General features: G+C 39.7%; 26 protein-coding genes. 9 read left to right on the top strand and 17 right to left on the bottom strand.

Going from position 1 to position 24680, the window contains the following annotated elements:
* Nucleotides 1-101: 101 nt before the first annotated feature.
* Together BSO02S_RS04935 and trmB are read right to left on the bottom strand one after the other, a co-directional pair.
* A complete protein-coding gene (locus tag BSO02S_RS04935; protein WP_066063389.1) occupies nucleotides 102-944 on the bottom strand; it encodes a YtnP family quorum-quenching lactonase in 843 nt (280 codons plus the stop codon).
* 94 nt (nucleotides 945-1038) lie between these two features.
* Entirely contained in the window at nucleotides 1039-1680 is a 642-nt protein-coding gene (gene trmB, locus BSO02S_RS04930; RefSeq protein WP_066063387.1) for a tRNA (guanosine(46)-N7)-methyltransferase TrmB, read from the bottom strand.
* Nucleotides 1681-1844: 164 nt separating this feature from the next.
* Between trmB and BSO02S_RS04925 the strand changes: the two genes are divergently transcribed.
* Complete coding sequence (locus BSO02S_RS04925; protein ID WP_066063385.1) at nucleotides 1845-2123, top strand: YtzH-like family protein; 279 nt, start codon at nucleotides 1845-1847, stop codon at nucleotides 2121-2123.
* Here BSO02S_RS04925 and BSO02S_RS04920 read toward each other — a convergent pair whose 3' ends face one another.
* From BSO02S_RS04920 to pepV, 6 genes are all read right to left on the bottom strand, one after another.
* On the bottom strand, nucleotides 2124-2897 hold the full coding sequence (locus tag BSO02S_RS04920) for a phosphotransferase family protein (RefSeq protein ID WP_066063381.1): 774 nt from the start codon (nucleotides 2895-2897) through the stop codon (nucleotides 2124-2126).
* 218 nt (nucleotides 2898-3115) lie between these two features.
* A complete protein-coding gene (gene pulA / locus BSO02S_RS04915; RefSeq protein ID WP_066063378.1) occupies nucleotides 3116-5251 on the bottom strand; it encodes a type I pullulanase in 2136 nt (711 codons plus the stop codon).
* Nucleotides 5238-6221: a diacylglycerol/lipid kinase family protein gene (locus BSO02S_RS04910; protein WP_066063375.1), complete on the bottom strand. Its 984-nt coding sequence runs from the start codon at nucleotides 6219-6221 to the stop codon at nucleotides 5238-5240. The genes pulA and BSO02S_RS04910 overlap by 14 nt, the downstream gene beginning before the upstream one ends.
* 24 nt (nucleotides 6222-6245) lie before the next feature.
* Nucleotides 6246-6815 carry an RNA 2',3'-cyclic phosphodiesterase gene (gene thpR, locus BSO02S_RS04905; protein ID WP_066063371.1) on the bottom strand — a complete coding sequence of 190 codons (570 nt, stop codon included), beginning with the start codon at nucleotides 6813-6815 and terminating at the stop codon, nucleotides 6246-6248.
* Nucleotides 6816-6950: 135 nt separating this feature from the next.
* Nucleotides 6951-7814, bottom strand: a complete 864-nt coding sequence (gene dat, locus BSO02S_RS04900) for a D-amino-acid transaminase (RefSeq protein ID WP_066063368.1) — start codon at nucleotides 7812-7814, stop codon at nucleotides 6951-6953.
* 24 nt (nucleotides 7815-7838) lie between these two features.
* Complete coding sequence (gene pepV / locus BSO02S_RS04895) at nucleotides 7839-9260, bottom strand: dipeptidase PepV (protein ID WP_066063365.1); 1422 nt, start codon at nucleotides 9258-9260, stop codon at nucleotides 7839-7841.
* Nucleotides 9261-9722: 462 nt separating this feature from the next.
* On the opposite strand from pepV, the gene BSO02S_RS26145 reads away from it, so the two are divergent.
* Entirely contained in the window at nucleotides 9723-9944 is a 222-nt protein-coding gene (locus BSO02S_RS26145; RefSeq protein ID WP_084374900.1) for a DeoR family transcriptional regulator, read from the top strand.
* A gap of 179 nt (nucleotides 9945-10123) precedes the next feature.
* Nucleotides 10124-11506, top strand: a complete 1383-nt coding sequence (locus tag BSO02S_RS04890; protein WP_066063362.1) for an amino acid permease — start codon at nucleotides 10124-10126, stop codon at nucleotides 11504-11506.
* Between the two features lie 163 nt (nucleotides 11507-11669).
* Here BSO02S_RS04890 and BSO02S_RS04885 read toward each other — a convergent pair whose 3' ends face one another.
* From BSO02S_RS04885 to BSO02S_RS04865, 5 genes are all read right to left on the bottom strand, one after another.
* On the bottom strand, nucleotides 11670-12065 hold the full coding sequence (locus tag BSO02S_RS04885; protein ID WP_235846869.1) for an ArsR/SmtB family transcription factor: 396 nt from the start codon (nucleotides 12063-12065) through the stop codon (nucleotides 11670-11672).
* Nucleotides 12066-12491 (bottom strand): SRPBCC family protein, encoded by a 426-nt coding sequence (locus BSO02S_RS04880; RefSeq protein ID WP_066063359.1) that lies wholly within the window; start codon nucleotides 12489-12491, stop codon nucleotides 12066-12068. It abuts the gene before it with no gap.
* A gap of 166 nt (nucleotides 12492-12657) precedes the next feature.
* Nucleotides 12658-13086, bottom strand: a complete 429-nt coding sequence (locus BSO02S_RS04875) for a DUF2935 domain-containing protein (protein WP_066063356.1) — start codon at nucleotides 13084-13086, stop codon at nucleotides 12658-12660.
* A gap of 100 nt (nucleotides 13087-13186) precedes the next feature.
* Nucleotides 13187-13510 (bottom strand): hypothetical protein, encoded by a 324-nt coding sequence (locus BSO02S_RS04870; protein ID WP_066063353.1) that lies wholly within the window; start codon nucleotides 13508-13510, stop codon nucleotides 13187-13189.
* A gap of 65 nt (nucleotides 13511-13575) precedes the next feature.
* Nucleotides 13576-14097 (bottom strand): LURP-one-related family protein, encoded by a 522-nt coding sequence (locus BSO02S_RS04865; protein ID WP_066063350.1) that lies wholly within the window; start codon nucleotides 14095-14097, stop codon nucleotides 13576-13578.
* A gap of 332 nt (nucleotides 14098-14429) precedes the next feature.
* Here BSO02S_RS04865 and BSO02S_RS04855 point away from each other — a divergent pair, with 332 nt between their 5' ends.
* Nucleotides 14430-15176 (top strand): AAA family ATPase, encoded by a 747-nt coding sequence (locus BSO02S_RS04855; protein ID WP_066063345.1) that lies wholly within the window; start codon nucleotides 14430-14432, stop codon nucleotides 15174-15176.
* Between the two features lie 220 nt (nucleotides 15177-15396).
* Here BSO02S_RS04855 and speD read toward each other — a convergent pair whose 3' ends face one another.
* On the bottom strand, nucleotides 15397-16203 hold the full coding sequence (speD, locus tag BSO02S_RS04850) for an adenosylmethionine decarboxylase (protein WP_066063344.1): 807 nt from the start codon (nucleotides 16201-16203) through the stop codon (nucleotides 15397-15399).
* 441 nt (nucleotides 16204-16644) lie between these two features.
* Here speD and BSO02S_RS04840 point away from each other — a divergent pair, with 441 nt between their 5' ends.
* The 4 genes from BSO02S_RS04840 to BSO02S_RS04825 all read left to right on the top strand — a co-directional run bounded on the left by BSO02S_RS04840 (nucleotide 16645) and on the right by BSO02S_RS04825 (nucleotide 20434).
* Nucleotides 16645-17907: a TolB family protein gene (locus tag BSO02S_RS04840; RefSeq protein ID WP_066063339.1), complete on the top strand. Its 1263-nt coding sequence runs from the start codon at nucleotides 16645-16647 to the stop codon at nucleotides 17905-17907.
* A gap of 94 nt (nucleotides 17908-18001) precedes the next feature.
* On the top strand, nucleotides 18002-18436 hold the full coding sequence (locus tag BSO02S_RS04835) for a Dps family protein (protein WP_066063337.1): 435 nt from the start codon (nucleotides 18002-18004) through the stop codon (nucleotides 18434-18436).
* Between the two features lie 166 nt (nucleotides 18437-18602).
* On the top strand, nucleotides 18603-19634 hold the full coding sequence (locus BSO02S_RS04830; RefSeq protein ID WP_066063334.1) for a hypothetical protein: 1032 nt from the start codon (nucleotides 18603-18605) through the stop codon (nucleotides 19632-19634).
* Nucleotides 19635-19636: 2 nt separating this feature from the next.
* Nucleotides 19637-20434, top strand: coding sequence for an alpha/beta fold hydrolase (locus BSO02S_RS04825; protein WP_066063331.1), 798 nt, complete (start codon nucleotides 19637-19639; stop codon nucleotides 20432-20434).
* 56 nt (nucleotides 20435-20490) lie between these two features.
* Here BSO02S_RS04825 and BSO02S_RS04820 read toward each other — a convergent pair whose 3' ends face one another.
* Both BSO02S_RS04820 and BSO02S_RS04815 read right to left on the bottom strand, forming a co-directional pair.
* Nucleotides 20491-21219, bottom strand: a complete 729-nt coding sequence (locus tag BSO02S_RS04820) for a pseudouridine synthase (protein ID WP_066063329.1) — start codon at nucleotides 21217-21219, stop codon at nucleotides 20491-20493.
* A gap of 30 nt (nucleotides 21220-21249) precedes the next feature.
* Nucleotides 21250-22860, bottom strand: coding sequence for a putative polysaccharide biosynthesis protein (locus tag BSO02S_RS04815; RefSeq protein WP_066063326.1), 1611 nt, complete (start codon nucleotides 22858-22860; stop codon nucleotides 21250-21252).
* A 206-nt stretch (nucleotides 22861-23066) separates the two neighbouring features.
* Here BSO02S_RS04815 and BSO02S_RS04810 point away from each other — a divergent pair, with 206 nt between their 5' ends.
* Nucleotides 23067-24338, top strand: a complete 1272-nt coding sequence (locus BSO02S_RS04810) for a BaiN/RdsA family NAD(P)/FAD-dependent oxidoreductase (protein ID WP_066063323.1) — start codon at nucleotides 23067-23069, stop codon at nucleotides 24336-24338.
* A gap of 7 nt (nucleotides 24339-24345) precedes the next feature.
* On the opposite strand, the gene BSO02S_RS04805 is transcribed toward BSO02S_RS04810, so the two are convergent.
* Nucleotides 24346-24531 carry a sporulation protein Cse60 gene (locus BSO02S_RS04805; protein WP_066063320.1) on the bottom strand — a complete coding sequence of 62 codons (186 nt, stop codon included), beginning with the start codon at nucleotides 24529-24531 and terminating at the stop codon, nucleotides 24346-24348.
* Between the last annotated feature and the right edge of the window lie 149 nt (nucleotides 24532-24680).

Here is a 24680-nt window from a genome sequence, read left to right as displayed (position 1 = left end):
GTCTCGGGCGTTATGAGTCTCTTTGATCGCGCTATTTTCCCTTTTTGGATTTTACAATTAAGAAAGCCGTATCTTAAAATTAGATACGGCTTTCTTTTAGCTTATCTTTCCCTCTTAATGCTTTCCACGATTTGTTTTCCGTCGGCTCCCCATTTGACTGCCCGGTAATAGGCATCGTGATAGAAGGTGAACCAGGCGTTTCTATCTAATCCGTATGGCAGCCATTTTTCCTTTGCCGCGATTGAGTCCATTGGATAATCATCATAGGCCATCACCCATAACACATTTTGATGGGCATGTGTTGCCATTAGGTCTGCCATGTGGATGGAGATTTCACCGCCATCCTCAATGATTAGGATGGAATGTCCATCACTATGGCCGCCGGTATGAATCATCGTCATCGCCCCTAAGTTCCACTTCTCATCGAAAGGAACTACCTGCGTTTCAATGGCTTCCCAGTTTTCTATCCAATATGTATTTTTTGAACGAATATTTGGTTTGCGCATTTCGTCCCATTCGACTTGTGACGCGATAATTTTCGCATTAGGAAAGGTTGATTTATATTGTCCATCCACAAGCTTTGTCAGTCCGCCGGCATGATCAAAGTGTAAATGGGTCATCAAGACATAGTCAATTTCATCTGCCTTCAAGTCTAATTTTCCCAGGGATTCCTCTAACTCCGATTCCCTCGCCACGCCAAAGTTCCTTAATTGTTTTTCTGTTAGTTTCCCTTTTCCAAGCCCAGATTCGACTAATAAATTTTTTCCATCCATCTGGATTAAGATCGGGTCCGTCGGCAATTCAATTTGATTTTTTTCATTGCATGGATATTTCTTCGACCATAACCCTTTTGGAACAACCCCAAACATCGCTCCGCCATCTAAATTCGTGACCCCTCCGGATAACCATGTCAGCGAAACGTCCCCAATCTTTAAAGTCTCCATCAATATTCCTCCTAATCCCTTTTCTATATTTTAGCATTTTCTGATATTTTGGAAAACAAAAAGGACAGCTCATAAATAGAACTGTCCAAAAGACTTAGTTTTGATATTTCACTTCACAGCGATAAATTCGGCTGCCCATTCCTGAGAATTTCTCTTCATATTCGGTCATGATGTTTCCTTCGAAATCACTTTTATGAAGATCGAGGCTCACATATTTTAATAATAATCCGTACTTTGAAAAGCTCATTAAAGAATATTCAAATAAGCCTTGATTGTCCGTTTTAAAATGGATCTCACCGCCATCAACCATAATATCCTCATAAAACGTTAAGAAATCCTTGTAAGTTAGCCTTCTCTTTTCATGACGCGACTTTGGCCACGGATCAGAGAAATTCAAGTATACGCGGTCCACATCATTCTTTGTGAAATATTTTTCTAAATCGCTCGCATTTACATGTAAAAGCCTAAGATTCGGTACATCCGCTTCAATTAAACGGTCTAAAGCAATAACAATCACACTGTCGTATACTTCAATCCCCATATAATTAATCGTCGGATTTGCCTTGGCCATTTCGGTAATAAATTGACCTTTTCCTGTCCCCACCTCAATATGAAGCGGTTGATCATTTTCAAATACCTCATGCCATTTTCCTTTATATTGTTCCGGATTCGCAACAATATATTGGGGATGCTGCTCTATTTTGTCCTTTGCCCAAGGTTTATTTCTAACTCTCATTTATATGACACTCCTAAAAAAATTCTTTTCCAAAACATATCACGCAGTATTTTACCTTACAAGTTAAAAGATATGGAAATTAACATCGTGCATAAACAAAAAAAGAATTCACAACCTAACGATGAATTCCTTTTTACATTCCCACTTGAAAGGGTGTCCTTTGCATGCCATTAAGTCATGATGACCAAGTTACATTACTAACAGATATTTTATCCAATCATCAAACAGATTGCTGTGGTTCCGTTTCAGAATGTGAACAACTGGAACGATTAGTGAAATCCCTGATGGTAAACACGCAGATTGATCAAAATGTTAAAAACATTTTGCAGGATGTTTATCAATACAGCCAGAGCGGTGCCCAAACGGCTGATCTGGACCAGCATATTTTATCCAATCAAGAAAACTTATCTCAATGGGTAAATGATATTGGCCAGTTTTCATAATTAGAGGATTTCTTGTAAAAATTTAACCCATTTATTCATTTCTGTTGAGCTGTTTTTACTTTTATACCACTGAATAGAAGATAAGGTTTGAATGGCGACATACCATTTCATTCGTAACCTTAAATGATTGGTTAGCTTTTTTCCATACTTGCTAAGCCAAGCTTGCCAGTTGTCCTCTGGAATATACCAATAAAGTAGTAATCCTAAGTCAATGGCGGGGTCGGCAATCATCGCCCCGTCCCAATCAATTAAGTACAACTGGTTGTCTTCTGCAAGCAGCCAGTTGTTATGGTTTACATCTCCGTGGCAGACCACTTTCTCTTCACAATGTACATTTGCAGCTTCTTGTCTTAAGAAGCTCAGTGTATTTTGTACCTCTGATAAGGATAAAACCTCTTCATCTAATTTATTTAGGACTTTTTGAAAAATAGTCTCCGGAAGAAATACTGAGTTTTCGATCCGACTAAGCATCCCAAGCATTGGTTCTGAGGTATGAATATTCTTGAGCATCCTTGCTACTAGGTCTTGATCCATCTCGGACGGCTCTAATACACGACCAGAAAGCCATTGCTGTGCTGTTATGACATCTCCATTTTCCAATCGCTTTGTCCACACTAGCTTTGGGACAATACCCTCAGCGGAAAGGACCGCAAGAAATGGAGAGGAATTACGCTTTAAAAACAGCTTTTGATCTTCAAACCTTGCATAAAAGGCTTCTCCTGTTGAGCCTCCAGCAGGGGTTATTTCCCACTCTTGTCCTAATATATGTTCCAAAATTGCTCACCTTCAATTTATGCCGTTCTAATGGGCTTATTCCCCTTATTATTTCAGAGGTATAACCTGCGCTGCTGGAAGGTTTTAATATTAAAAAATCACATCAACAGCTTTTTCTTTTTAAAATAAAAAAAAAGCTATTGAAACCATTCACACAATAGCCATCTTAATAAATTTTATCTCCTATTACCTTTTGTCGTCAAGTAAATCTGCATAAACTATTTTTTCAGCAAAACAATTAGAGAAACGGGTTCAATTGTGACTTCTCCTCTAAGCAAGATTCCCTTGGAAGAAATTCCCGCAAACTCATGATCGGCCAAAATGGTCCATTCGCCGTCAGGAATCGAAATCGGCTTTGCCGTGGAGGCGGGATTTATCAGCAGAATAACCTGATAATCCTCCATGTAAAATCCGTATCCTACTAATGGAGCAGACAGTGGTAAGGGGTAGATATGATTACGTATTTCGGCTGCAGATCTCATTCGGAAACATGGATAGGCTTTGCGAATTTGAATAAGTCCTTTTATATAGTTAATATTTTCTTGGTATTGAATCTTTCGATCCCAATCCAGTTGGTTAATAGCATCCGGAGAACGGTAGCTATTTCCTTCACCTTGTTTTGTACGGAAAAATTCTTGCCCGCCGTGAAGAAAAGGGATTCCTTGTGATAAGAGAACAATTCCAGTGACCAGCCGATGGTATTTTATTCGCAACGCATCTTCCAAATCGGGAAAACATGCAAGGAGTTTATCCCACATCGTATGATTATCATGACATTCTACGTAATTCACTGATTGGAAGGGTTCATTAAATAGCCCAGACTCTTTCTTTTTAAAACCAATACTGCCAGTTATAAGTTCAAAAGCCTCCTCTAGGTAATGTTCATTCCCTAAGGCAAAGCCTTTATCAAATAAATTAAAGGTACTCCCTTTAATCGTATCACGAAATCTATCGTTGAATTGGCCTATTTGCGGCATTTTTGCCTGATTCCCGATTGTTGCTTTTTTATCTAACGGCAGTGGTGTGTTGAGATTCCAGCCCTCACCAATGATAATCGTTCCTTTTGCGAAGCTTTCACATATGTTTCTCACATCATTCATTGTCTCTACATCCAAAATCCCCATTAAATCAAAACGAAACCCATCAATATGATACTCCTCCAGCCAATAGCGAACGGAATCGATGATAAATTTTTTAACCATTTTTCTTTCGGAAGCGATATCATTTCCCACACCGGTTCCGTTCGATGGGAGCCCTACTTCGTTATGCCGGAAATAATAACCAGGGACTATTTTTTCAAAAGGAGAATTTTCACGGATAAAGACATGATTATAAACGACATCCATAATCACCCGGAGTCCAATACTATGAATCTGATCAATCAATTGCTTTAACTCTGTGATTCTGGAATAAGGATTAGAGGGGTTTGTGGAATAACTTCCCTCTGGCGTATTGAAGTGCAGAGGATTATACCCCCAGTTGTAGTCTTTATTGGGGTTTAATTCATCTACACCAGCAAAATCATGAAAGGGGAGGAATTCAATATGAGTAATCCCCAAATCTTTAAGATATGATAATCCCGTCGGCCCGCCGTCTTTCCCTATTGTATTTAACTCTCCCGCACCCAAATAAAGCCCTTTATGGTTTATGCCACTATTGGGGTGAATCGTAAAGTCCCTGATGTGTGTTTCATAAATTATCATGTCAACGGGGTTATCTAGTGGAGGTAAGACGGGGCTTTGCCGATCTGTCTTTTCGAGATTTACGATAACCCCCAGCTCCCCATTAGCCGTTACAGCTTTAACATAAGGATCGACTGCCTCCCGCCATTCTTGATTTACGAGGACAAGAAAACTATAGTGGCATAATTCTAAATCACGGTTAACCGCAACAGACCATATTCCCCTATCCTCACGTTTCAGTTTGACGATTTCGGAAAAACTGCTGTTAGGCTGGCGAAGTTTTAATTTGACACCGGTAGCCGTCGGCGCCCAAAGCTTAAAACAGGTTTTCTCGGTATGAAAGGTCACACCAAGGTCATTCCCGTCATAATAGAATTTTTCATCAAATGCATCCGTTCGAATCACGGCACCTATTTGTAAATCTGTTTTCCCGCCGTGCGCATCAATGATCCAATATTGTCTTCCAAAAGATACATCCACTTCAAGCTGACAAATATATTTCATTTGATTCTCTATTTGGCATTTCCCGATAATTTTTAAAGAATGTTCTTGAAAATCATAAGAAATCGTGAAAGAAGATGACAAACCTTGATGATATGAAAGTGGAAGAAGAATCGTAATGATATTCATTTCATCTAGGTAGGCCAAAAAAATCCGGTCAGCTGCAATCATTCGAGTCCCTCTCTTTCAGCTCAACTTCTTCGTTCCTATGGCTTCTCGCTAACAACTCCAATGCCCTTGCATGTAAATGAATGGCCAATGGTGTGAATCCGATATGCTCCCCATCTGCGTGAACAAATAGTGGTGCCCGTGATTGAATGGAAACGACTCTTCCCTTATAAGTTTTCACTTCTTTGAAATGGATATGCTTTCCCCAAAAAACACTAATAAAAACGAGTAACAGCTTCCATCTTGATAACTGATGGACAACCGTTATATCAAACAGCCCATCATCAGGCACCGCCCCAGGGGCGATTTTCATCCCGCCTCCATAAAAGGGCTGGTTGGAAACAGTAACAAACCATGTTTGTTCAAATATATGCCTTCTCCCGTCAATTGATAAATCAATTGTTGAGGTTTTGTAAGTAAATAGCTTTTTTAATAAAAAATAAACATAAACCAACCTACCCAGCGAAAGTTTATTTAATAATGCCTTTATTTTGGATTGGTTGACTTCATAAGAAATTACGGCATCAAAGCCGGCACCCATGTTATTAATAAAGTAATGATTTGTTTGATCCCCTAACGTAATTTCACCGACATCGACTGATGCTGCTTCACGCTTCATAAGACGGAGAATCATCTTGAGGGCTTCCACGGGGTCAGCTGGAATGTGAAAGCCTCGTGAAAAATCATTCCCCGACCCTCCCGGGATAAAACCAATCGTGATATTCTTTTCTTTTACGATCCCATTGATGACCTCATGGAGCGTTCCATCGCCGCCGACAGCAATAATAATCTTTTGCTCACGATTCTTCTTGGCAATCTGATTCGCAAGGATAGTTGCGTGACTGGGATATTCGGTGAAAAAGGCTAGGTAGGATACCTGTTCCTTCTTTAGTTGAATTTCAACTCTTTCCCATATTTTAAGGCAATAGCCATTTCTAGCTTTTGGATTAATAATAAAGTAAATTTGTTCCATAGAATCAACCTTTTAACTTAAATATTATCGTAAAGGAAATATTGTTTTTGCTTCATATTTTGGTGTTTTGTTAAGGTTTGTTTGATATAAAACCACTTCACTTGCTTCAAATTGGAGCGGTTCCGGCTGCAGCTCTCCCCACAAGCGCTCAAGCATTACTGTTTGAAAAGGTTCATCACCAATCCACTTTCTTGCAAGTGTTATATGAGGGCGGAACGGTCTTGTTTCCAGTTGAAATCCGGCCTTCCCGCACGCTGCAAACACCTTTTTCCTGATTAATTGTAAATGTTCACTTTCCTCCGTGTCCGCCCAAAACACACGGGGTGAATCTTCACTGCCGAAAAAGCCTAGCCGATTGATTCCCAGTGTTAGCGCTTTAGATTCCACGATTACCTCTTTCACATTCTTTTCCGCATCCTCACGTTTTTCAGGTGGAGCGGCACCTAGAAACGCCAATGTTATATGCAGATCTTGATGGTTGACCCAGCGGCTAAACGGGAGAACTTCCTTTATTTTCTCGATATGGTTCCCCATGATTATTTTTGTTTCCTCGGGAATTCTAACAGCAAAGAAATAGTGATTGGAATGATTCATTTATTTTTCAGTCCCTTACCTAATTTTAGTCTATTTTCTCCCAATTGTATCTATTAGTAGACAGACAATTAGTCAATATTTTTTTACAAGCCGCTAAAAAGACGTGTTTGCAGTTGCAGCAAACACGTCTTTTTTCTAGGATTCTTTAAGAGCACCGCACTGTTTCTCAATTTCTTGAACAAACAGTTCCTGCAGTTTTTTCGTCACAGGAGCTGGCATCCCATCCATGACTTTTTTTCCTGCTATTTCAATAATCGGCATGACCTCTGATGTTGTACTTGCAAGAAAAACCTCGTCAGCCTCTTCTAATTCTTCAAGTGAAAATGTCCGTTCTTTGAGGGGAATATTATTTTTCGCACATAGCTGTAAAATGACATCTTTCGTAATTCCCTTTAAGATTAGATGATTGGATGGATGGGTGCTGACAAGGCCATTTTTCACGATAAAGATATTCGATGAACTACCTTCTGTCACATCCTCACCGCGATGCTGGATGGCTTCAAAGCAGCCTTCTTCTGCTGCCTTTTGCTTTGCCAATAAATTACCGAGCAAATTTAAACTTTTAATATCACAGCGCAGCCAGCGGATGTCCTCGGTAAGGATGGTTTTTACACCCGTTTTTAAACTTTCTGCAGGTCTTGGTACTTCTTTCGTATAGGCCACAAAAGTAGGTATGACATCCTCCGTCGGAAAGGCATGATTACGAGGGGCGACTCCCCTCGTAATTTGCATATAGATTATTCCCACCCGAAGATTATTTTTTACAATCAACTCTTCAAGTAAACTGGTTAATTGCTCCGATGAAAAGGGAAAAGAAATACCGATACTGTCCGAACTTTTCACAAACCGATGCAAATGTTCCGTTACGGTAAACATCTTTCCGTTATAGACTCGGATGACCTCATATACCCCATCGCCAAATTGGTAGCCGCGGTCTTCGACATCCACCTTTGCTTCTGAGCGGTCAATAATTTTTCCGTTTAAAATTGCAAATCCCATTCTCCCATGTCTCCTTTTGTTTATTTATTCACTTTTTGCTAATTCGAAGATGGCCTGTGCATAAATGGCGGTTGCTTTTAGCAAATCTTCAATATACATATATTCATCTTTTTGATGGGCGATATCCGGCCTTCCGGGAAATAATGGACCAAACGCCACTCCAGCTTTTAGAGAACGGGCATAGGTCCCTCCCCCAATCGCAAGTAATTCGGCTTTTTCGCCTGTTTGCTCTTCATAAACTTTTTTCAAGGTTTGAATCAAGAACTCTTTTTCGTCGACATGATGCGGCTTTGAGTCTGAGAAGTTTTCAATCGTAAATCCTTCCGTTTCTAAAAGTGCATCTAGTTTTGCCTTTGTATTCTCCATTTTATTGGTGACAGGATACCTGCATGTCATCCCAATTCGTCCACCAGATTCCTTGGAATAGGAAAGCTTTCCAGGGTTAATGGTTAATTCTCCGGAAATATCATCTTCATATGCAATCCCTAAGTTCACCCCACGTGAATCATCAAAGAAATAGCGGGAGGCGAATTGAAAATAAGCTGCGGCTTTAGCATCCAAACTTTGCTTAGAAAGAAACTCCGCCAAAAATAGTCCCGCATTTTTGCCATTCTTCGGTTCCATCCCATGTGCGGAAACACCTTTTACTTCTAAAATTAATTCCCCAGTTTCAACATGATGACCATGTTCCAACTCATACTGCTTCATGAAATTGGTAAATTGCTGGACCATCTCCTCTTGGTTATCCTTAACGTGGACTGAAGATTTCGCATAATCAGGAACCATATTGTATCTTTTTCCGGAGGCAAAGCTTACGACTTCAACGTTTGCTGCTTCTTTATTCTGGACAGATTCTTTCTGAACCATATCAATATCTGCAATCCCTTTTTCGGCATTAATAATCGGGAAATCAGCATCTGGTGCAAATCCTAATGTTGGCATTTCTTCATGCTGGAAATAATGCTCGACACAGCGCCAATTACTCTCTTCATCGGTACCAATAATCATCCGAACACGCTTCTTAAGCGGCAGACCAAGCTCCTTCACAATCTTCATCGCATAATAAGCAGCCATTGTCGGCCCCTTGTCATCCAATGCACCACGGGCAAAAATCTTTCCATCACGAATTTCTGCCCCAAACGGATCGCTTGTCCAGCCATCACCTTCCGGAACGACATCCACATGACAAAGGATTCCAAGAAGCTCTTCTCCGGTACCAAACTCAAGATGACCTGCAAGGTTTCCAACATTCTTTGGCGTAAATCCATCTTTTTCACCAAGCAGCAGCATGTAGTCAAGGGCTTCTTTTACCCCTTTCCCTAGTGGTGCATCAATAGATGTATTCTCCTCGTCTAAGAGGCTTTTAATATGTAATAATCCCTGTGCATCCTTAATGAGATATTCTTTTCTTTTTTCGACCTCATCCATCCAATTAATCGTAGACAATTTGTGTGTACCCCCTGCTATGAGATATTTGTACCCCTTTTACAATATCATTACTGCAAATATCTTAGCAATTTTGCTGTAAAACTTTCATTAGTTTCAATCCTTAACAATTATTCAAAAATTAATTGCGCGTTTTTACTAAAAATTCAAACAATTTATCATAAACCACATATGATAACCCATAACATATAGTATGAGAATGGTATGGGAGGTTAAAACGGCGATTAATTTTTGTAATTCATTGAAAATTTTTTGTAAACTTCATTATTGCGGTAGAAATTCTCAGAAATTGTGGGTACAATAAGGTTAGATGTATGACATCTACGAATTCACAGTAATCATCCATAAAAAGGAGATGGCTGCGCGGAAAAGAAACTACATATTCTTGAAGTTCATACTTCAAACAGGCTGTCGGTAACAGGGTATTGCCATGGGTTTGAAAAAAGGATAGGGAGTGGTTTTGTGAAACCTTCAACTAACCGGATGTTAAACCGCATCAAATGTATCTACATGTTTATCCACAATAACGGCACTGTCACAACGCAGGAACTTGTAGAGGAATTTGGTATCACTCCTCGCACCATACAACGAGATTTAAATGTCTTAGCCTATAATGACTTGGTAATAAGCCCAAGCCGCGGAAAATGGACGATTACACAAAAGAAAGTGAAAATGTCTTCTTAATTCTACAATATAATAATAAGCTTAAAGCAGACACGCGAGACCATCTCGCGTGCCTTTTTTGTTGCTTAAAAATTGCCCCGAAACTATTTGACAGCTTTTGATAATATGTTATATTAATATAAAAAATACTTTAGCGCTTAAAAGCGTCTAAGTGGAATAGAAAAGTGGGTAGAATCATCATGGAGACTAATCAGCAGGAATTAAAAAAAGGGTTATTGCCAAGGCATGTCCAGTTTATTGCCTTAGCAGGTATGATTGGAACAGGGATTTTTAAAGGGAGCTCCGATACGTTAACTATTGCCGGACCAAGTGTTGTTTTTACCTATTTAATTGGCGGTCTATTATTATTTATTGTTATGGCAGCATTAGGGGAAATGGCACTGGCCTTTCCAAACTTTAACGTACAGCATCTAGTAAACAAGGCTTTCGGTTTTCGAGTTTCCTTTATCGTCGGCTGGCTCTATTGGGTCAACTGGATCATCGTTACCGTTGTTGAATTGCTGGCAGCAGGAAGCTTTTTGCAATTTTGGTTTCCGCAAGCACCCCTATGGCTATTAAGCCTCATTTGTGGAGCCGTGATTATCGGGATTAATTTATTCCAAGTAAAGTACTACGGGGAAATGGAATTTTGGTTTGCCGGTATTAAAATTCTTGCCTTGGTTGCTTTTATTATTTTGGGCGTTTTTTTAATCGTTGGTATTCTTCCAAGTTCGATTCAAAGTCCTGTTTCAAACTACACCGGGCATGGCGGATTTTTCCCTCATGGGATTGGCGGAATGTTTAGTGCCTTTTTGGTTGTCATGTTTTCGTATGGAGGCGCTGAATTAATCGGGGTTGCTGTTACAGAGACAAAAGATGCAGAGCGAGTTCTGCCAAAAATTATTAAAGGGGCCGTTTGGCGGGTAGTTATTTTTTACATACTGCCAATCCTTATTATTTGCGGAATCATGCCGTGGAACATGGTCTCCGGTGTTGACAGCCCGTTTGTTCAGGTCTTCAGTACCACAGGGCTTCCTGGTGCAGCACATATTATGAACTTTGTCCTTTTGACAGCGGTACTCTCAGCAGCGAATTCCGGGATTTACGCTACTTCTAGAACATTATTTTCGATGGCTCAAAGCGGTGTTGCCCCTAAAGGTTTGGCAAAGGTTTCTGGTAAAGGGATTCCCTTAATCGGAATAATGATCACGAGTAGTTGTATTTTAATCGGTGTTTTTTTGGCCTATATGACTCCTAATCAAGTCATCAACTATCTGATGACAATCCCTGGCTTTACGGTAATGTTGGTTTGGATTAGCATTTGTGCTGCGCAATTAAAGCTCCGGCCTTATTACAAAGAAAAACCTGCTTTCCAAGTCAAAGGGTTTCCATACACTACTATATTAGCGATTGTCAGCTTAAGTATGATCTTTATCGGCTTCCTGTTAAGTCCAAGTAATTTAATCGGTTCAGCCGTATCTCTTGTTATTGTCGGGGCTTTGATTATTCTCTCATTTGTAGTAAGGACAAATAAGGAGAAAACATCGGCTGCCGAGCCATTGAAGGTGAAGGTAAGGGCGTAGTTAGTTAATCCTCAGGATAATAGAAGAAAATAGTATGCTTTAAAAGGAAAAGTCAGCATTTTGAATGCTGACTTTTTGCCTTTTCTATATTGGTTTATTTCCCCTGTATTTTAAAAGGGATTTTTCTTAGCCTGTCTTCAATATAGCCTGGCTCAGGTAACTTTCACTTATGATCTTTAATGTTTTTCAACTCTAGTTTGTCTCTTCCAAATGGAGCGCCAGGATGTTCAGCAACTGCTTCATCTGACTCAACCAAGAGTTTAAGTGCCACCAGCTTGTTTTCCCAAAACAATTCAAAATATTGGAGCCAATCTTTTAACTCAACCAGTGGGTCTGGCTCAAGCTTGTACCTAGTTTCCCTGCCAACTTTCCGCTCCTTTACCAAGCCTGCATCTGCTAATACACGCAGATGCTTCGATACGGCCGTTCGGCTCATTGGGAAGTGTCCACTGATAACCGTAACAGGCATCTCTTCCTTGCTAAGAAGTTTCAATAACTTTCGGCGTGTCGGATCAGCGATAGCTTGAAAGACATCATGTTTTGCAGAAGATGAGGTCATTTATGCCTCAACAAATTCCTGCAATTTTTTCACAAGGCCAGCCCATCCCTGATTCATGTTGTCGCGAATTGGGGTATGCGGAGCACCAAATTCCGTAACTTTGTTAGCATCCCAGCCACCATGTGTGAGGGTAAATTCAGTTTTTCCATCAAGCTCTTTTAATTCAAAAGTAAGCGTCCAATCTTTTCCCCAATTGAAAGAAAGGCTGTTTGGCGGGTCGACTTTCGTTACTTTACACGGGGACATCCCGAATTGGCCGGCATTTAGATGAAATTCGTGACCTTCAACTGGCTCCATATCATTCGGCATGAACCAAGCTTCTAACCCTTCTGAAGTTGCAACTGCATCCCAAACTTTAGAAATTGGTGCATTGTAAATTACCGTATACTTTATATCCTCTAATGTTGCTTGTGCTTCATTTCCCATTGAAATGCCTCCTTGAATCGTTTAAAATATGAAACCATTTAGTTTCACATTACGACTATATAACACCATTTGGTTGCGCGTCAAGTTTTCTTTTTTAAAATAAAAATGGTGACTTTACATTATGTAAAATCACCGTAAACAGATCATTTCATTCAAGATGGATTATTTATTGGCCGCTAGATAGCAGTGCGTGAGCAATTCCGACAAAGTACTCGGATTCGCGAATAATATGATTTAAAACCACTTTAGCGGTTTGATTACCGCTTACAGCTTGACTATGTGTTTTTATCTGCTCACATAATTGAATAAAAGACTCGCTTTCTTGCAGGCAATAAGTAACAAGCTGTAGCACCTGTTGATACAATTGGTCCGACACTTGCGAACCTGACCGGATGGCAGATTCAATAAAGCGGACAACCTGTTGGTGTGTTTCTCCAAGGGCTTGTTCCCACTTTTTCAAAGCCTCAACAAATTCCTGTTCCAGCCCCGAGACCAGTTCTCTAATAACAACTGTATGCTCTTCTTCCTGATGTTTCCAAAACTCCGCCTCATCCAAAATTCGAAGTGGCATTTGCGGACCGTAATAAAATTGCATGAGCTTCCTCTCCCATTTTCATATTAATTCAATGTATGGGGCAGGCTATGAAAGTATTCAATATTTCGTTTTCAAAGATAAATTGATAGTCCACAGAAGGTTATTTGAAAAAGTAATCTTTATAATAAATAACAGTGACAATTAAACTTACAACCGTGTATAAAGCTGAACCATAAAAGAAAAAAGAAGAATGGAACTTATTCTCATCCTGTTTTACTTTTAAACCTGTTTGCCCTTGAATTTGCCGGTTTGTGTGTTTACTTATTAATCCTCCCGATGAGCTAAAGAAATAGATCAATACAGATGCTATTAATCCCATCATGAAAAAAAGGTCAATAAATTTCATTTGAAATTTAGACGATATTAAGTATGTAATAATTGCGATAATTAATGGTCCGATTAAGAAACTTAAAATTTTTTTCAAAAGAAACTTCCCCCCTTTTTGCTTCTAGTCTCAGGCAAGAAAAATAAATTCCCCGGCCAATAACCTTAACTTCCTGCTCCTCCGCTAGCGGCAGCATTGTTATTTCTTCGTTTCCGAATAGCATTAACTCCCATAACGACGGCGATAAGTTCCTCAGTCGCCAGTTTCCCATTAGAAGTACTTAATTGATAGGCGGGAGACGAAAAGAAGCCGCTCACCTTTTCGAATTTACCAATTTGATTTGATTGCTCATCAAAAATTTCATACAGATGGGAGAATGGCTCTGATTCTATTAGATAAACTCCACGGTTATAAGCATCATATTCATATTTCTTTGAAAAAAGGGTGAACTTCTGTTTAAGGATACCGACTTCTTGATCGCTTGAGTCAGAAATACGCCACTTGTTGCTAAACACCCCAAACTTGCCAGTTATCACTTGATTTCCATCCTTATCTAACACATCAACACTTGAAGAAAAGGCACTCTTTAAATCAAGCTCGCCCACCTTTTCTTTTGAACTATTAAAGATTTCCGTTCTGCCTGCTGAAAAGAAATTATCTTTAAAATAAAGAGACTGCTCATTCATGAATATCCCTCCATAAATTTCCGTTTCTATTAAATACGTTTGCCTTTTGAAAAAGTTCCAAAGTTTTCTTCATTTTAAAAAAATCGATTGGAAAAAATGTTAAAATTAGAACAAAAGGCGCAAGCGCCCGTTTAGCGGCGTATGGACAGGAGCGCTTTGACTGAGATAAAGGAAACACGGAAAGCGGAGCGCATCCGTGCTTGACTTATCGTGGGGAAAAGAGCGAAGTCCGCTGGGCGCTGGAGCTGGATTCAGATAACTATTCAAGTTATCCACACTAATTTATATATAATTTCCTGACAATATTAAAAACAAAACAAAGAGGTTGTTTTATGTTAAACACTCAATATTTAAGAAGTACCAAATTAAATAGAGATGAAGTCCCCTCATTTAAAAAATATCCATTTAATCTCCCGAGTCTGAAGACTTTAGATGAACTATTTTTTCATCCCAATGTTACATTTCTCATCGGTGAAAATGGGATGGGCAAATCTACCTTACTCGAAGCGATTGCGGTTTCCTTAGGCTTTAACCCCGAGGGCGGATCCTATAATTTTAATTTCTCAACCTATGATTCACATTCACCGCTTGGAGACTATCTGAAAGTAATTAAAGGTGTTATAAAGCCGGATGATGGATTTTTTCTGCGTGCGGAAAGTTTTTATAATGTCGCTTCAAACATCGAGGAATTGGACAGGGGAGCCGGTGGTCGGCGAGTCATTGATTCATTTGGCGGTGTTTCCCTACACGAGCAGTCACATGGCGAGGCCTTCTTCGCCACGTTCCTTCATCGTTTTGGTGGAAATGGTCTATACATTTTAGATGAACCAGAAGCCGCCCTTTCGCCATTGCGGCAAATGTCGATGTTAACGAGGATCCATGACTTGGTGAATGAAAATTCACAATTTATTATTGCTACCCATTCGCCTATCATAATGGCTTATCCAGATGCAAAAATCTTTGAATTTACGGAAGCGGGAATAAGGGAAAGTACACTTGAAGAAACAAACCATTATAAGATCATGAAGCAATTTTTTGATGATAAAAATAGAATGCTGCATCATTTGTTAAATGATTAAGAAAAGCGGAAGCGCCCTGGGCAGCGGCGTATGGCCTGGAGCACTCCAACTGAGATAAAGGAAACACGGTGAGCTTCGCTGCCCGATGTTGACTTATCGTAGGGCGGAGAGCGAAGGACACTAGCCGCTAGGGAGCTGGAGATAGACAATTCTCAAGGTTGAAAATTATATACATTCTTACCTTTTAGCACAAAAAGAGCGCAAGACCCGCGCTCTTTTATTAAACAATATTTTTCCCATAAAAGATTTCATCCATCTCTATCTTTAATCTCTCTGTGATTTCAATATGTTCATCCGGAGTCAACTTGTCTTTTGTGTAACCAAATAAGTAGTTATTTAAGTCGAATTCTCGCAGCTTGCATTTTGTGTGGAAAATATGTTCCTGATAAACATTGACGTCAATCATATCGAATAACTCGCCGACATCTTCGGGAATGTAATTCTGAATCGAGTTGATTTCGTGATCGATAAAAAGTTTGTGTCCCGATTTATCTCTTGTAAAACCACGAACACGATAATCGATTGTCATCACGTCGGTTTCAAATGTATGAATTAAATAATGGAGTGCCTTAAGCGGCGAAATTTCTCCGCAGGTGGAGACATCAATATCCGCTCTAAATGTGCTGATTCCTTCATCAGGGTGGAATTCCGGGTAGGTATGAACAGTGATATGGCTCTTATCCAGCTGCATCACCACTGATTCGGGAAGCGGTCCCGGAGATTCCTCGAATGATTCAGAGGGAGCATTTGCCACAGGCCCTTCCGATACCAACAACGTAACACTTGCCCCGGCAGGTTCAAAATCCTGGCTGGCTACATTTAAGACATGGGCACCAATAATATCTGAGACATGCCGTAAAATTTTCTGCAATCTTTCCCCACTGTATTCTTCATCAATATAGTTTAAATAAGCTTCCCGCTCTTCCCTCGTCCGTGTGAAACAAATATCATACATATTAAAGCTTAACGACTTTGTTAAGTTATTAAAGCCGTGTAATTCAATCGCCTGCTCGTGTGTAAGTTTCATGTCTATTCCCCCTTCATAACACCTATATCCTAAAATCTATTTAGGTATTATAGTACCCATTGTTATACCTGGTTACTTATTTTTTCAAAAAGAAAAAGCTGTTTTGCAAGATCATCTGATAAAACTTGAAAAATTTTATAAATTGAGGGAAGAAACAGACAAACTGATGGAATACATTGATGGCAATGTGTTTGTGTCACCTTCACTTTCCACAAAACATCAACGCGTTTTGGGACAATATCAGCAAATGGACGCATTGAAGGAAAAAGGCATCATCAAATCAGAGGTTTTGGAAGGATTTCAAATATCGTTGGAGGATCTTTTTTAATATCTTGATTTAAGGCAAAGTATCGAACTTAAAGATACTTTGTTTTTTTATTTCCCACATATTTCTAGCCTTCTTGTGGAAAATAATTAAAGGTCTTCTATTGAGGTGAAAGGATGAAAAAGCAGTTTTGTTTTTTATTGATTTTTCTATTATTGCTGCCAAGCGGGTTGGTAAAGGCAGAACCACAGAATGATAAGCTAAAGATTGCGTATGTTAAGGACGGCTTTCTCTGGACAAAAATCAATGGGAAAGTGGAAAAAATAACGCAAAAGGCGGCTACCTATAACAATCCTCCCCAATGGTCACACGATGGAAAATGGATTGTCTATCAGGTTGAACCTAAAGAGAAACTCAGTCCGGACATGGAGTATCAAACAGAAATATGGGTGTATAATCTAGAAACGAAAAAACACAACCGGATTACCCTTGATGGGACGAGCCCCAAATGGTCACCTGTCGAGAATATCCTTGCTTTTAAAAGCGGATGGGTCCTTAATGTCTCAAACCTTGATCACTTTAATAATATTGCGTTGGGTGTCGGCGATTATAGCTGGTACCCGGATGGACGTTCATTTATTACAGCATCAAGCGCTGCCATGAGACCAGATGGTTGGACCAATCCAGTTCTTTTTCAAATTGGACTTGAAAAAAATTTAGAGAAAACCACCAGTCTAACCAAAAATGTAAAAAAGCTATATACCATTCCAAATGAACTGAAAAAAGGGAATCTTACCGTGCCAGCAATTAATGTATCAAATTATCAATTTTCTCCAGACGGAAAGTGGGTTTCTTTGGTCGTCAGTCCACCGGGTTCAGGGCCAATGGACAGCAATATGGTCTGCGTAATTTCTGCTGATGGCCAGCATTTTGAGACAATAGATGAGATAAATGGGGAATCTTCAGTAAAATGGGCGTTTCGGCAAAATAGGTTAGGATATATTGCGGGCGGCGGAAGAATTGTCTTAGGGTTTAAAAATAAAGATATGAAAGTAACCGAGCTTCCTGCTTTTACATCGATGAACTTAACTCCCCCAAAATTCGCGGAACTTGGATTCGCTTGGAAGGATGATCATTCTCTGTTTGTTTCAAGAGTCAAAGAAAGCGAATGGTCGAATGACGCCAAGCAGCGGCCGGACCCTTCTTTATTTTTGATAAAAATTGGTGAACAAAAGCAAACACAAATTACTCACCCGCCAAAGGATTATGGTGACTACCAGCCGATTTATCTTGCTTCAGCCAATAAATTAACATGGCTGAGGAAAAAAGATTTGGTAGCCACTCAAAGAGATTTATGGATTTCAGATCAAAATGGGGAAAATGCAACAGTTTGGATAGAAAATGTTGGTTATTATGATTTTTATGATAAAAAACAATAGAATTACAATTGTTTATAATTATTATAATTTAATATTTACTTTTAATTAATATATGATATAATTAATTTAGATAAGAAATTAGGAGGAATGCTCAATGAAACTCGAACAAGTACTCAACCAACAAATCGCTAACTGGAATGTTTTATACACTAAATTACATCGTTTTCATTGGTATGTGAAAGGCCCTCACTTCTTTACTTTACATGCAAAATTTGAAGAGCTATATGAGGAAGCAGCAGCAAACATGGATGAATTAGCAGAACAGCTTTTAGCCAACGGAGGAAAACCAATTTCCACCTTAAAAGAGTATCTTCAATTTGCAACGATTGAAGAAACAACTGAAGCTTTAACTGCAGAGGAAATGGTTCAGGCAATCGTAAATGACTATTCTTTAATCATTGATGAATTAAAATCTGGGGTCCAAGTAGCTGAACAAAACAATGATGATGTTACTAGTGACATGTTCGTAGACTTAATTGGCAAACTTAATAAGCATAACTGGATGTTAAAATCATTTCTTCAAGCTTAATTGAGAAACTGATTCCATAAAAAGGACAAGGCTGATGCTTTGTTCTTTTTTATTGTAATTAATTAACTGAATATTCATCATAAATTCTTGACAACTTTAATATCAAGAATATATATTACTCTTAAGGGTAATTATTTTTCTCTAAAGAGTAAAGGAAGGCGAATACATGGAATATATAAGATTAAATGTTGAGTTTCTGCGTCAACGGGTTCCAAATTTAACAGTTGCTGCTGCTGCTGCTGGACTAAGACCGGCAACGGTATCAAATCTTTGCACAGGGAAGATTCCACTGGCGCGGGCTGAAGTTAGGACTCTCATAGCACTTGCTGACCTTGCCGAGTGTTCTGTGGATGAACTCATCGTTCGTGGGAATGCCGCGGAAATGGTGGAAACAGGAATTAAAGCAATTGATTTATTTGCTCCCTTAACTCGTGGAGGGACAATCGGATTTGTGGCCAGGCCTGGAATGGGCCAGCTTGTCCTATTAGCTGAAATTTTTCACAGAATGAATAGAAATGGCTATCAAACTTTCTTTTTAAAACCAAAGGAAGAAACTGTTGGATTAAGCGATGTCATTAATGAAACTAAATTTGTCTGCCATTCCCGGCTTGATGCCTTTGAAAAAATTCAGCAAATGTCTAAGCTGCCTATTTTTCTAGCTGCTGACCGGCAAACTGTTATAACGGGTGAAATTTATTCCCTGCTTGAGAATCTAAGAGAAAAGGGCATCTCCCCCACTACATTATTAGTAGACTTAATAGGTGAGGCCGTGGATGAACAGGAGCCCTATGGACCCTTGGATACGCTTTGGCAATTTGATGCAGATCTCGTTTCGCGAAAAATATATCCTGCTATCAATCCGCTCTACTCTACCTCGATCCTAATTGAAGGAGCACATCTTGCAAAGGCTCATCTGCAAACACAGCAGCAGGCAAAAAAGTTACTGCGCCGCTATCGAGAGCTAAGATTTCTTGGAATTGACAGAATACCTGCTTCTGATCAGGAAACTTATCATCGTGGATTACGTCTGGAAGCATATTTTTCACAGCCATTTATGATTACGGCATCCTTAATAAAAAAACAAGGCGTCTCCGTGCCGCTTCAAACGACAATTAAGGATGTACAGCGAATTTTAATCGGTGCATTGGATGATGAAGAGGTTGAGTCACTTTCCTACATCGGCAAAATAGGAGGATGAAAATGAAAACTGGGTTTGCTGAAATTAATGGAACAAGTCTTTATTACGAAACCAAAGGTGAGGGTCAACCATTATTAATGGTGCATGGATATCCGCTTGATTCGAGCATGTGGGATGCTCAATTTGAAGAATTCGCAAAGCACTTTCAGGTAATTCGTTTTGATTCTGCTGGTTCCGGTCAATCGAGAGCGCATGATAACGATTTTTCGCTTGTAGACGATATTAAGGGTTTATTAGAGTATTTGGGTGTTCAAAAGGTGCATCTAATCGGTCTTTCTGTTGGCGGCAATCTTAGCATGGATTTCACCTTAGCCAATCCGGAAATGGTGGATAAATTAATTCTTGTCTCAACAGGATTGCTGGGCTGGAGCGAATTCTCTCTAGAAAGACAAGAGTATCAAGCAAAATTAAAGGAATGTCCGCAAAGTGACGGTCTTACAGAGGTGGTAAACCTGATGTGTAAAGCGTGGGCTGCTGGTCCTTTTAGGTCAGTGGATGAATTGAGCCAGGACTTCATTGAAAAATATTCAATCATGCTTAGGACCAATTTGACGAAGGAAAATGGTAAAGGAAAAATGATTTTGCCGGAAACAAAGACGATTGATGTAGCCGAGAACATCAAAGTTCCAACACTCATTGTATCCCCTGATGTCGATTTCCCGGAATTCAGTGCAATTTCCCAATTCCTTCATGAAAAAATTAGAGCATCAAAGATGGCCGTGATTCCTGGAACCGCCCACATGATTAACATGGAAAAGCCTAGTGAATTTAACCGTCTTGTATTGAGCTTTTTAAAATAAGTTATTTCGAAATTCAAATAAATATGTTATGCACAGAATTTGAAAAAGCAGCCAGATTATTGGCTGCTTTTCACTTGATATTCTCTTAATAAGTCAACTTCTTCATCACTTAATTCCCGGTATTCGCCAAGTTCTAGGGTTTCGTCCAAAGGTAACGGACCCATGCTTATCCGCTGCAGGTAAACGACCTTTTTTCCGACTGCCTCGAACATTCTTTTCACTTGATGGAATTTCCCTTCGGTGATGGTCAGCTCAATATCAGAACGAATTCCGGACTTCAATATTTTCAATTCGCCGGGCTTTGTTTCGTAACCGTCATCCAATGTTACGCCATTGGCAAAGGCAGTAACATCTTCTTCCGTCACTTCCCCATCAATGATGGAAAAATATGTCTTCGGCACATGCTTTTTCGGGGAAAGCAACCGATGGGCCAAGGTACCGTCATTAGTAATCAGCAGTAACCCTTCCGTATCCTTGTCCAATCTTCCGACAGGAAACGGCTCATACACTTGATCGCCAAGCTCTAATAAATCAATGACAGTTTCGCAGGAGCTATCCTCTGTCGCTGACAGTACTCCTTGCGGCTTGTTCATCATCAGATAGATGAATTCTTTGTATTCAATAACCTCGCCGTTTAATGTAACGGTTTGTGAAGACGTATCAACATGTTGTTTAGCGTCCTTCACAACTGCGTCATCAACTTTGACAGCACCGCTTTTTAAAAGCTGTTTCACTTCTTTACGGCTGCCGAAACCAAGATTGGCAAGCATTTTATCAATTCTCAAACTGTCCCATCCCCCTTAATAAAAAGATTTTTACAATCGTAATCGTAACTTTTGCTTGATTCGATCTACCCTATCACCGAATAAGCGGTTTACTAGTCCTGATTTCAGGCCTAAGTAGAAATAGATGACCGCACCTACTCCAGCACTTACGAGGATAATCAAGACTGATTGACCCTTGGATGCCGGGGAAAGGAATAATGATAGTAATTTATAGACAATTGCTGTCCCGGCCCACATCATTCCTGCGAATATCACAATCAATAGACTCCTGCGCCAAACAAGCCGGAACCGATAACCGGAAAATGTCTTAATAACAATTAGATTTATCAGAATAGCGGCCGTATAACCAAGTGCTGTTGCGAGAACGGCCCCTCTAGTTTCAAACAGTTTTATTAATGGAATATTCAAAGAAAATTTTATTAATAAACCAACAAGCAAGCTTAGGATTGTAAAGCGCTGTTCATTAATTCCTTGCAAAATGGCCGCTGTAACCGCGTAAAGGGAGAATAAAATCGCAACGGGCGCATAAGCACCTAATACCTGAGTTCCCAGCACGTCATGTTCATAAAACGCTGTGTAGACTGGCTCCGCCAATAAAGATAGACCAAGGGCGGCCGGTAATGTTAAATACAACATGACTTGAAATGTTTGGTTTAATTGATGGTTCATACTATTACGGTCATTCTCAACAAATGCCTTGGTAACACTGGGCACGAGTGTTAAGGAAAAAGCGGTTGCAAGTGAAACAGGAATAATAACGATTTTATGTGACTCAAAATTCAAGATACCAAAAGCAGCTTCCGCCAACTGTCTAGCATTGCCAATTTCGGTCATTGCCCGGTTGAAGGTAATTTGATCAATAAATTGAAATAATGGATTGGCAATCCCGACAAAGACGAACGGGGCTGCGTAAATGAAGATTTCCTTGTAAATTTCTTTTAAAGAGATATTGATTGACCCTTTATCATGTTCTAAAAGCTGATCCAAGTAAGGTTTTCTTTTATACCAATACCAAAATAAAACAACCAGCCCCCCGATTGCCCCGACAAATGCGGCAAAGGTGGCAACACTAACAGCTGAAACAATCGTACCATTCAAATATGTCAGGACAACATAGGCCCCCGCAAGTGTGAATACGATTCGGACGATTTGTTCCACGACCTGTGAAACAGCAGATGGACCCATCGATTGATGTCCCTGGAAATAACCCCGAATTAAACTCATAAATGGAACAACAATTAAAGCAAAACTAACGGCGCGGATGACAGTAATTACATTGGCTAGCTCTTTTTTACCAGGATGACTTAATTGAGCCAGAAGTGGTGCTGCCAAATACATGGCTAAGAATGCAGTAAAGCCAGTCAGGAGCATAACCACTAAACCCGATTTAAACAGCTTTCGGCCAACGGCATATTCTTCAAGCGCATTATATTTTGCAATAAATTTTGAAACGGCAAGCGGCACACCGGCCGTTGCAATACTGATAAAGATTGTATAGGGGACGTACCCGTAGGAATAAAGCTGTGTCCCATGTTTGCCGACGATTTGATAAAACGGAATAACATAAATTAAGCCGATAACCTTTGATAGGATCGTTCCTAAGGTTAGTATAAATGTTCCTCTTAAAAGCTTAGATTGCATATAATCCCTTCCTATTGAAGAAAAATCGTGCACTTCAGCACAAGTAAATTCGACTTTTTTTGCACACTATTAGTAGTTTACAACTTCTTTTCTCCCGATGCCACTAACAACTATGTTATTTTTATGAAAAATCCAGGCGATTTCGTTTTAATTTTACGAGAAATGTTTATAATGGAGTGACGAATGAATATAAAGTTGGTGCAAATATGGATTACGATGTAATTGTTATCGGCGGCGGCCCATCTGGGTTAATGGCTGCGATTGCTGCTGGTGAGAAGGGTGCGAAGGTACTGTTAATTGATAAGGGCGACAAGCTTGGCAGAAAGCTTGCGATTTCCGGAGGCGGACGCTGCAACGTTACCAACCGTCTGCCGATTGAAGAAATTATTAAGCACCTGCCGGGAAACGGCAAGTTTTTATATAGTGCTTTTTCTATTTTTAGCAACGAAGATATTATTAAGTTCTTTGAAAAATTGGGGATTGAATTGAAGGAAGAAGATCATGGGCGGATGTTTCCCGTTTCTAATAAAGCTCAATCGGTCGTAGATGCTTTATTAATTCAATTAGAAAAGCTGCATGTAAGAATTTTTAAAAACAGTCCGGTTGCCAAAGTCATTTACGAAAATGGCCACGTTTCTGCGGTTCTGCTGAAAGATGGTCAACAACTATCGACAAACTCCGTTGTGATTGCCGTTGGCGGAAAATCGGTTCCACATACGGGTTCGACTGGAGATGGCTATGCCTGGGCGGAGCAAGCCGGACATACGATTACTGAGCTATTTCCGACCGAAGTCCCTGTGACGTCTAGTGAACCTTTTATTAAAAATAAATCATTACAAGGTTTATCCTTAAGGGACATTGAGTTAAGTGTTTTAAATCCAAAAGGAAAGCCGATTATCTCGCATCGTATGGATATGATTTTTACCCATTTTGGTCTTAGCGGTCCTGCCGTCCTCCGTTGTAGTCAGTTTGTTGTGAAAGCGATGAAGAAATGGAAGCTAACAGAAGTCACGATGAGTCTCGACTCCCTGCCTGACAAAAAAGAAGAGGAAGTTTTTCAAGAAATTATTAAGCATATAAAAAACGAGCCTAAGAAGAGTATCAAAAATACCTTAAAAGGTCTCGTCCCTGAGCGTTACCTTCTTTTTCTATTAGAATTTAACGGGATTGACCTCTCTGAACAGGGTGGAACGATTTCCAATGAAAAGATTCGCAGTTTTTCCAAGAGCTGCAAGCAATTCCCGATTAAAGTAAATGGGACACTACCACTTGAAAAGGCATTTGTGACCGGCGGCGGCGTGTCTGTTAAAGAAATTGAACCGCAGACGATGGGCTCAAAATTAATGAACGGTCTGTATTTCTGTGGTGAAATTCTCGATGTGCATGGCTACACTGGAGGGTATAATATTACCTCTGCCCTTGTGACTGGCAGGCTTGCCGGAACCAATGCCGCCTTATCTGCAAAAATGAAGGCCTGACGATTTGTCAGGCCTTATAAATTATCATCGCCGAAAAGCAATAAATCTGTTCATCCTCTTCCTCTTCAGGCATTGCTGCCACATTATATTTAATATCGAGCAGGCTTCTTTCATCAATCCCTTTTAAAAAGCGATTCATTTCCTTTTCTAAATCCTTCTCATGCTCTCGATCAAACAGTTTAACCTGTATCACTGGATTCTCCCTCTCTTTTTTACTAATCAGTATTAACCACTTTTCTGAATTTTAAAAATAATACTAGTGAAAAATTAAGATTATTTTAAGGTTGAACTTGTAAACTCCTTTTTAGAAAGATAGTTCTTATTTTGAAAGGAGCAAGGAAA

It is taken from the genome of Neobacillus soli NBRC 102451, from assembly GCF_001591665.1.
Taxonomy (GTDB): Bacteria; Bacillota; Bacilli; order Bacillales; family Cytobacillaceae; genus Neobacillus; species Neobacillus soli.
This window is presented reverse-complemented; position numbering and strand designations above follow the sequence as displayed.

Bases quoted from the DNA above. Each gene is read 5' to 3' on its own strand.
- BSO02S_RS04935 (WP_066063389.1), bottom strand. From the start codon at position 944: ATGGAGACTTTAAAGATTGGGGACGTTTCGCTGACATGGTTATCCGGA.
- trmB (WP_066063387.1), bottom strand. From the start codon at position 1,680: ATGAGAGTTAGAAATAAACCTTGGGCAAAGGACAAAATAGAGCAGCAT.
- BSO02S_RS04925 (WP_066063385.1), top strand. From the start codon at position 1,845: ATGCCATTAAGTCATGATGACCAAGTTACATTACTAACAGATATTTTA.
- pulA (WP_066063378.1), bottom strand. From the start codon at position 5,251: ATGATTGCAGCTGACCGGATTTTTTTGGCCTACCTAGATGAAATGAAT.
- BSO02S_RS04910 (WP_066063375.1), bottom strand. From the start codon at position 6,221: ATGGAACAAATTTACTTTATTATTAATCCAAAAGCTAGAAATGGCTAT.
- thpR (WP_066063371.1), bottom strand. From the start codon at position 6,815: ATGAATCATTCCAATCACTATTTCTTTGCTGTTAGAATTCCCGAGGAA.
- dat (WP_066063368.1), bottom strand. From the start codon at position 7,814: ATGGGATTTGCAATTTTAAACGGAAAAATTATTGACCGCTCAGAAGCA.
- BSO02S_RS04890 (WP_066063362.1), top strand. From the start codon at position 10,124: ATGGAGACTAATCAGCAGGAATTAAAAAAAGGGTTATTGCCAAGGCAT.
- BSO02S_RS04885 (WP_235846869.1), bottom strand. From the start codon at position 12,065: ATGACCTCATCTTCTGCAAAACATGATGTCTTTCAAGCTATCGCTGAT.
- BSO02S_RS04880 (WP_066063359.1), bottom strand. From the start codon at position 12,491: ATGGGAAATGAAGCACAAGCAACATTAGAGGATATAAAGTATACGGTA.
- BSO02S_RS04875 (WP_066063356.1), bottom strand. From the start codon at position 13,086: ATGCAATTTTATTACGGTCCGCAAATGCCACTTCGAATTTTGGATGAG.
- BSO02S_RS04865 (WP_066063350.1), bottom strand. From the start codon at position 14,097: ATGAATGAGCAGTCTCTTTATTTTAAAGATAATTTCTTTTCAGCAGGC.
- BSO02S_RS04855 (WP_066063345.1), top strand. From the start codon at position 14,430: ATGTTAAACACTCAATATTTAAGAAGTACCAAATTAAATAGAGATGAA.
- speD (WP_066063344.1), bottom strand. From the start codon at position 16,203: ATGAAACTTACACACGAGCAGGCGATTGAATTACACGGCTTTAATAAC.
- BSO02S_RS04840 (WP_066063339.1), top strand. From the start codon at position 16,645: ATGAAAAAGCAGTTTTGTTTTTTATTGATTTTTCTATTATTGCTGCCA.
- BSO02S_RS04835 (WP_066063337.1), top strand. From the start codon at position 18,002: ATGAAACTCGAACAAGTACTCAACCAACAAATCGCTAACTGGAATGTT.
- BSO02S_RS04830 (WP_066063334.1), top strand. From the start codon at position 18,603: ATGGAATATATAAGATTAAATGTTGAGTTTCTGCGTCAACGGGTTCCA.
- BSO02S_RS04825 (WP_066063331.1), top strand. From the start codon at position 19,637: ATGAAAACTGGGTTTGCTGAAATTAATGGAACAAGTCTTTATTACGAA.
- BSO02S_RS04815 (WP_066063326.1), bottom strand. From the start codon at position 22,860: ATGCAATCTAAGCTTTTAAGAGGAACATTTATACTAACCTTAGGAACG.
- BSO02S_RS04810 (WP_066063323.1), top strand. From the start codon at position 23,067: ATGGATTACGATGTAATTGTTATCGGCGGCGGCCCATCTGGGTTAATG.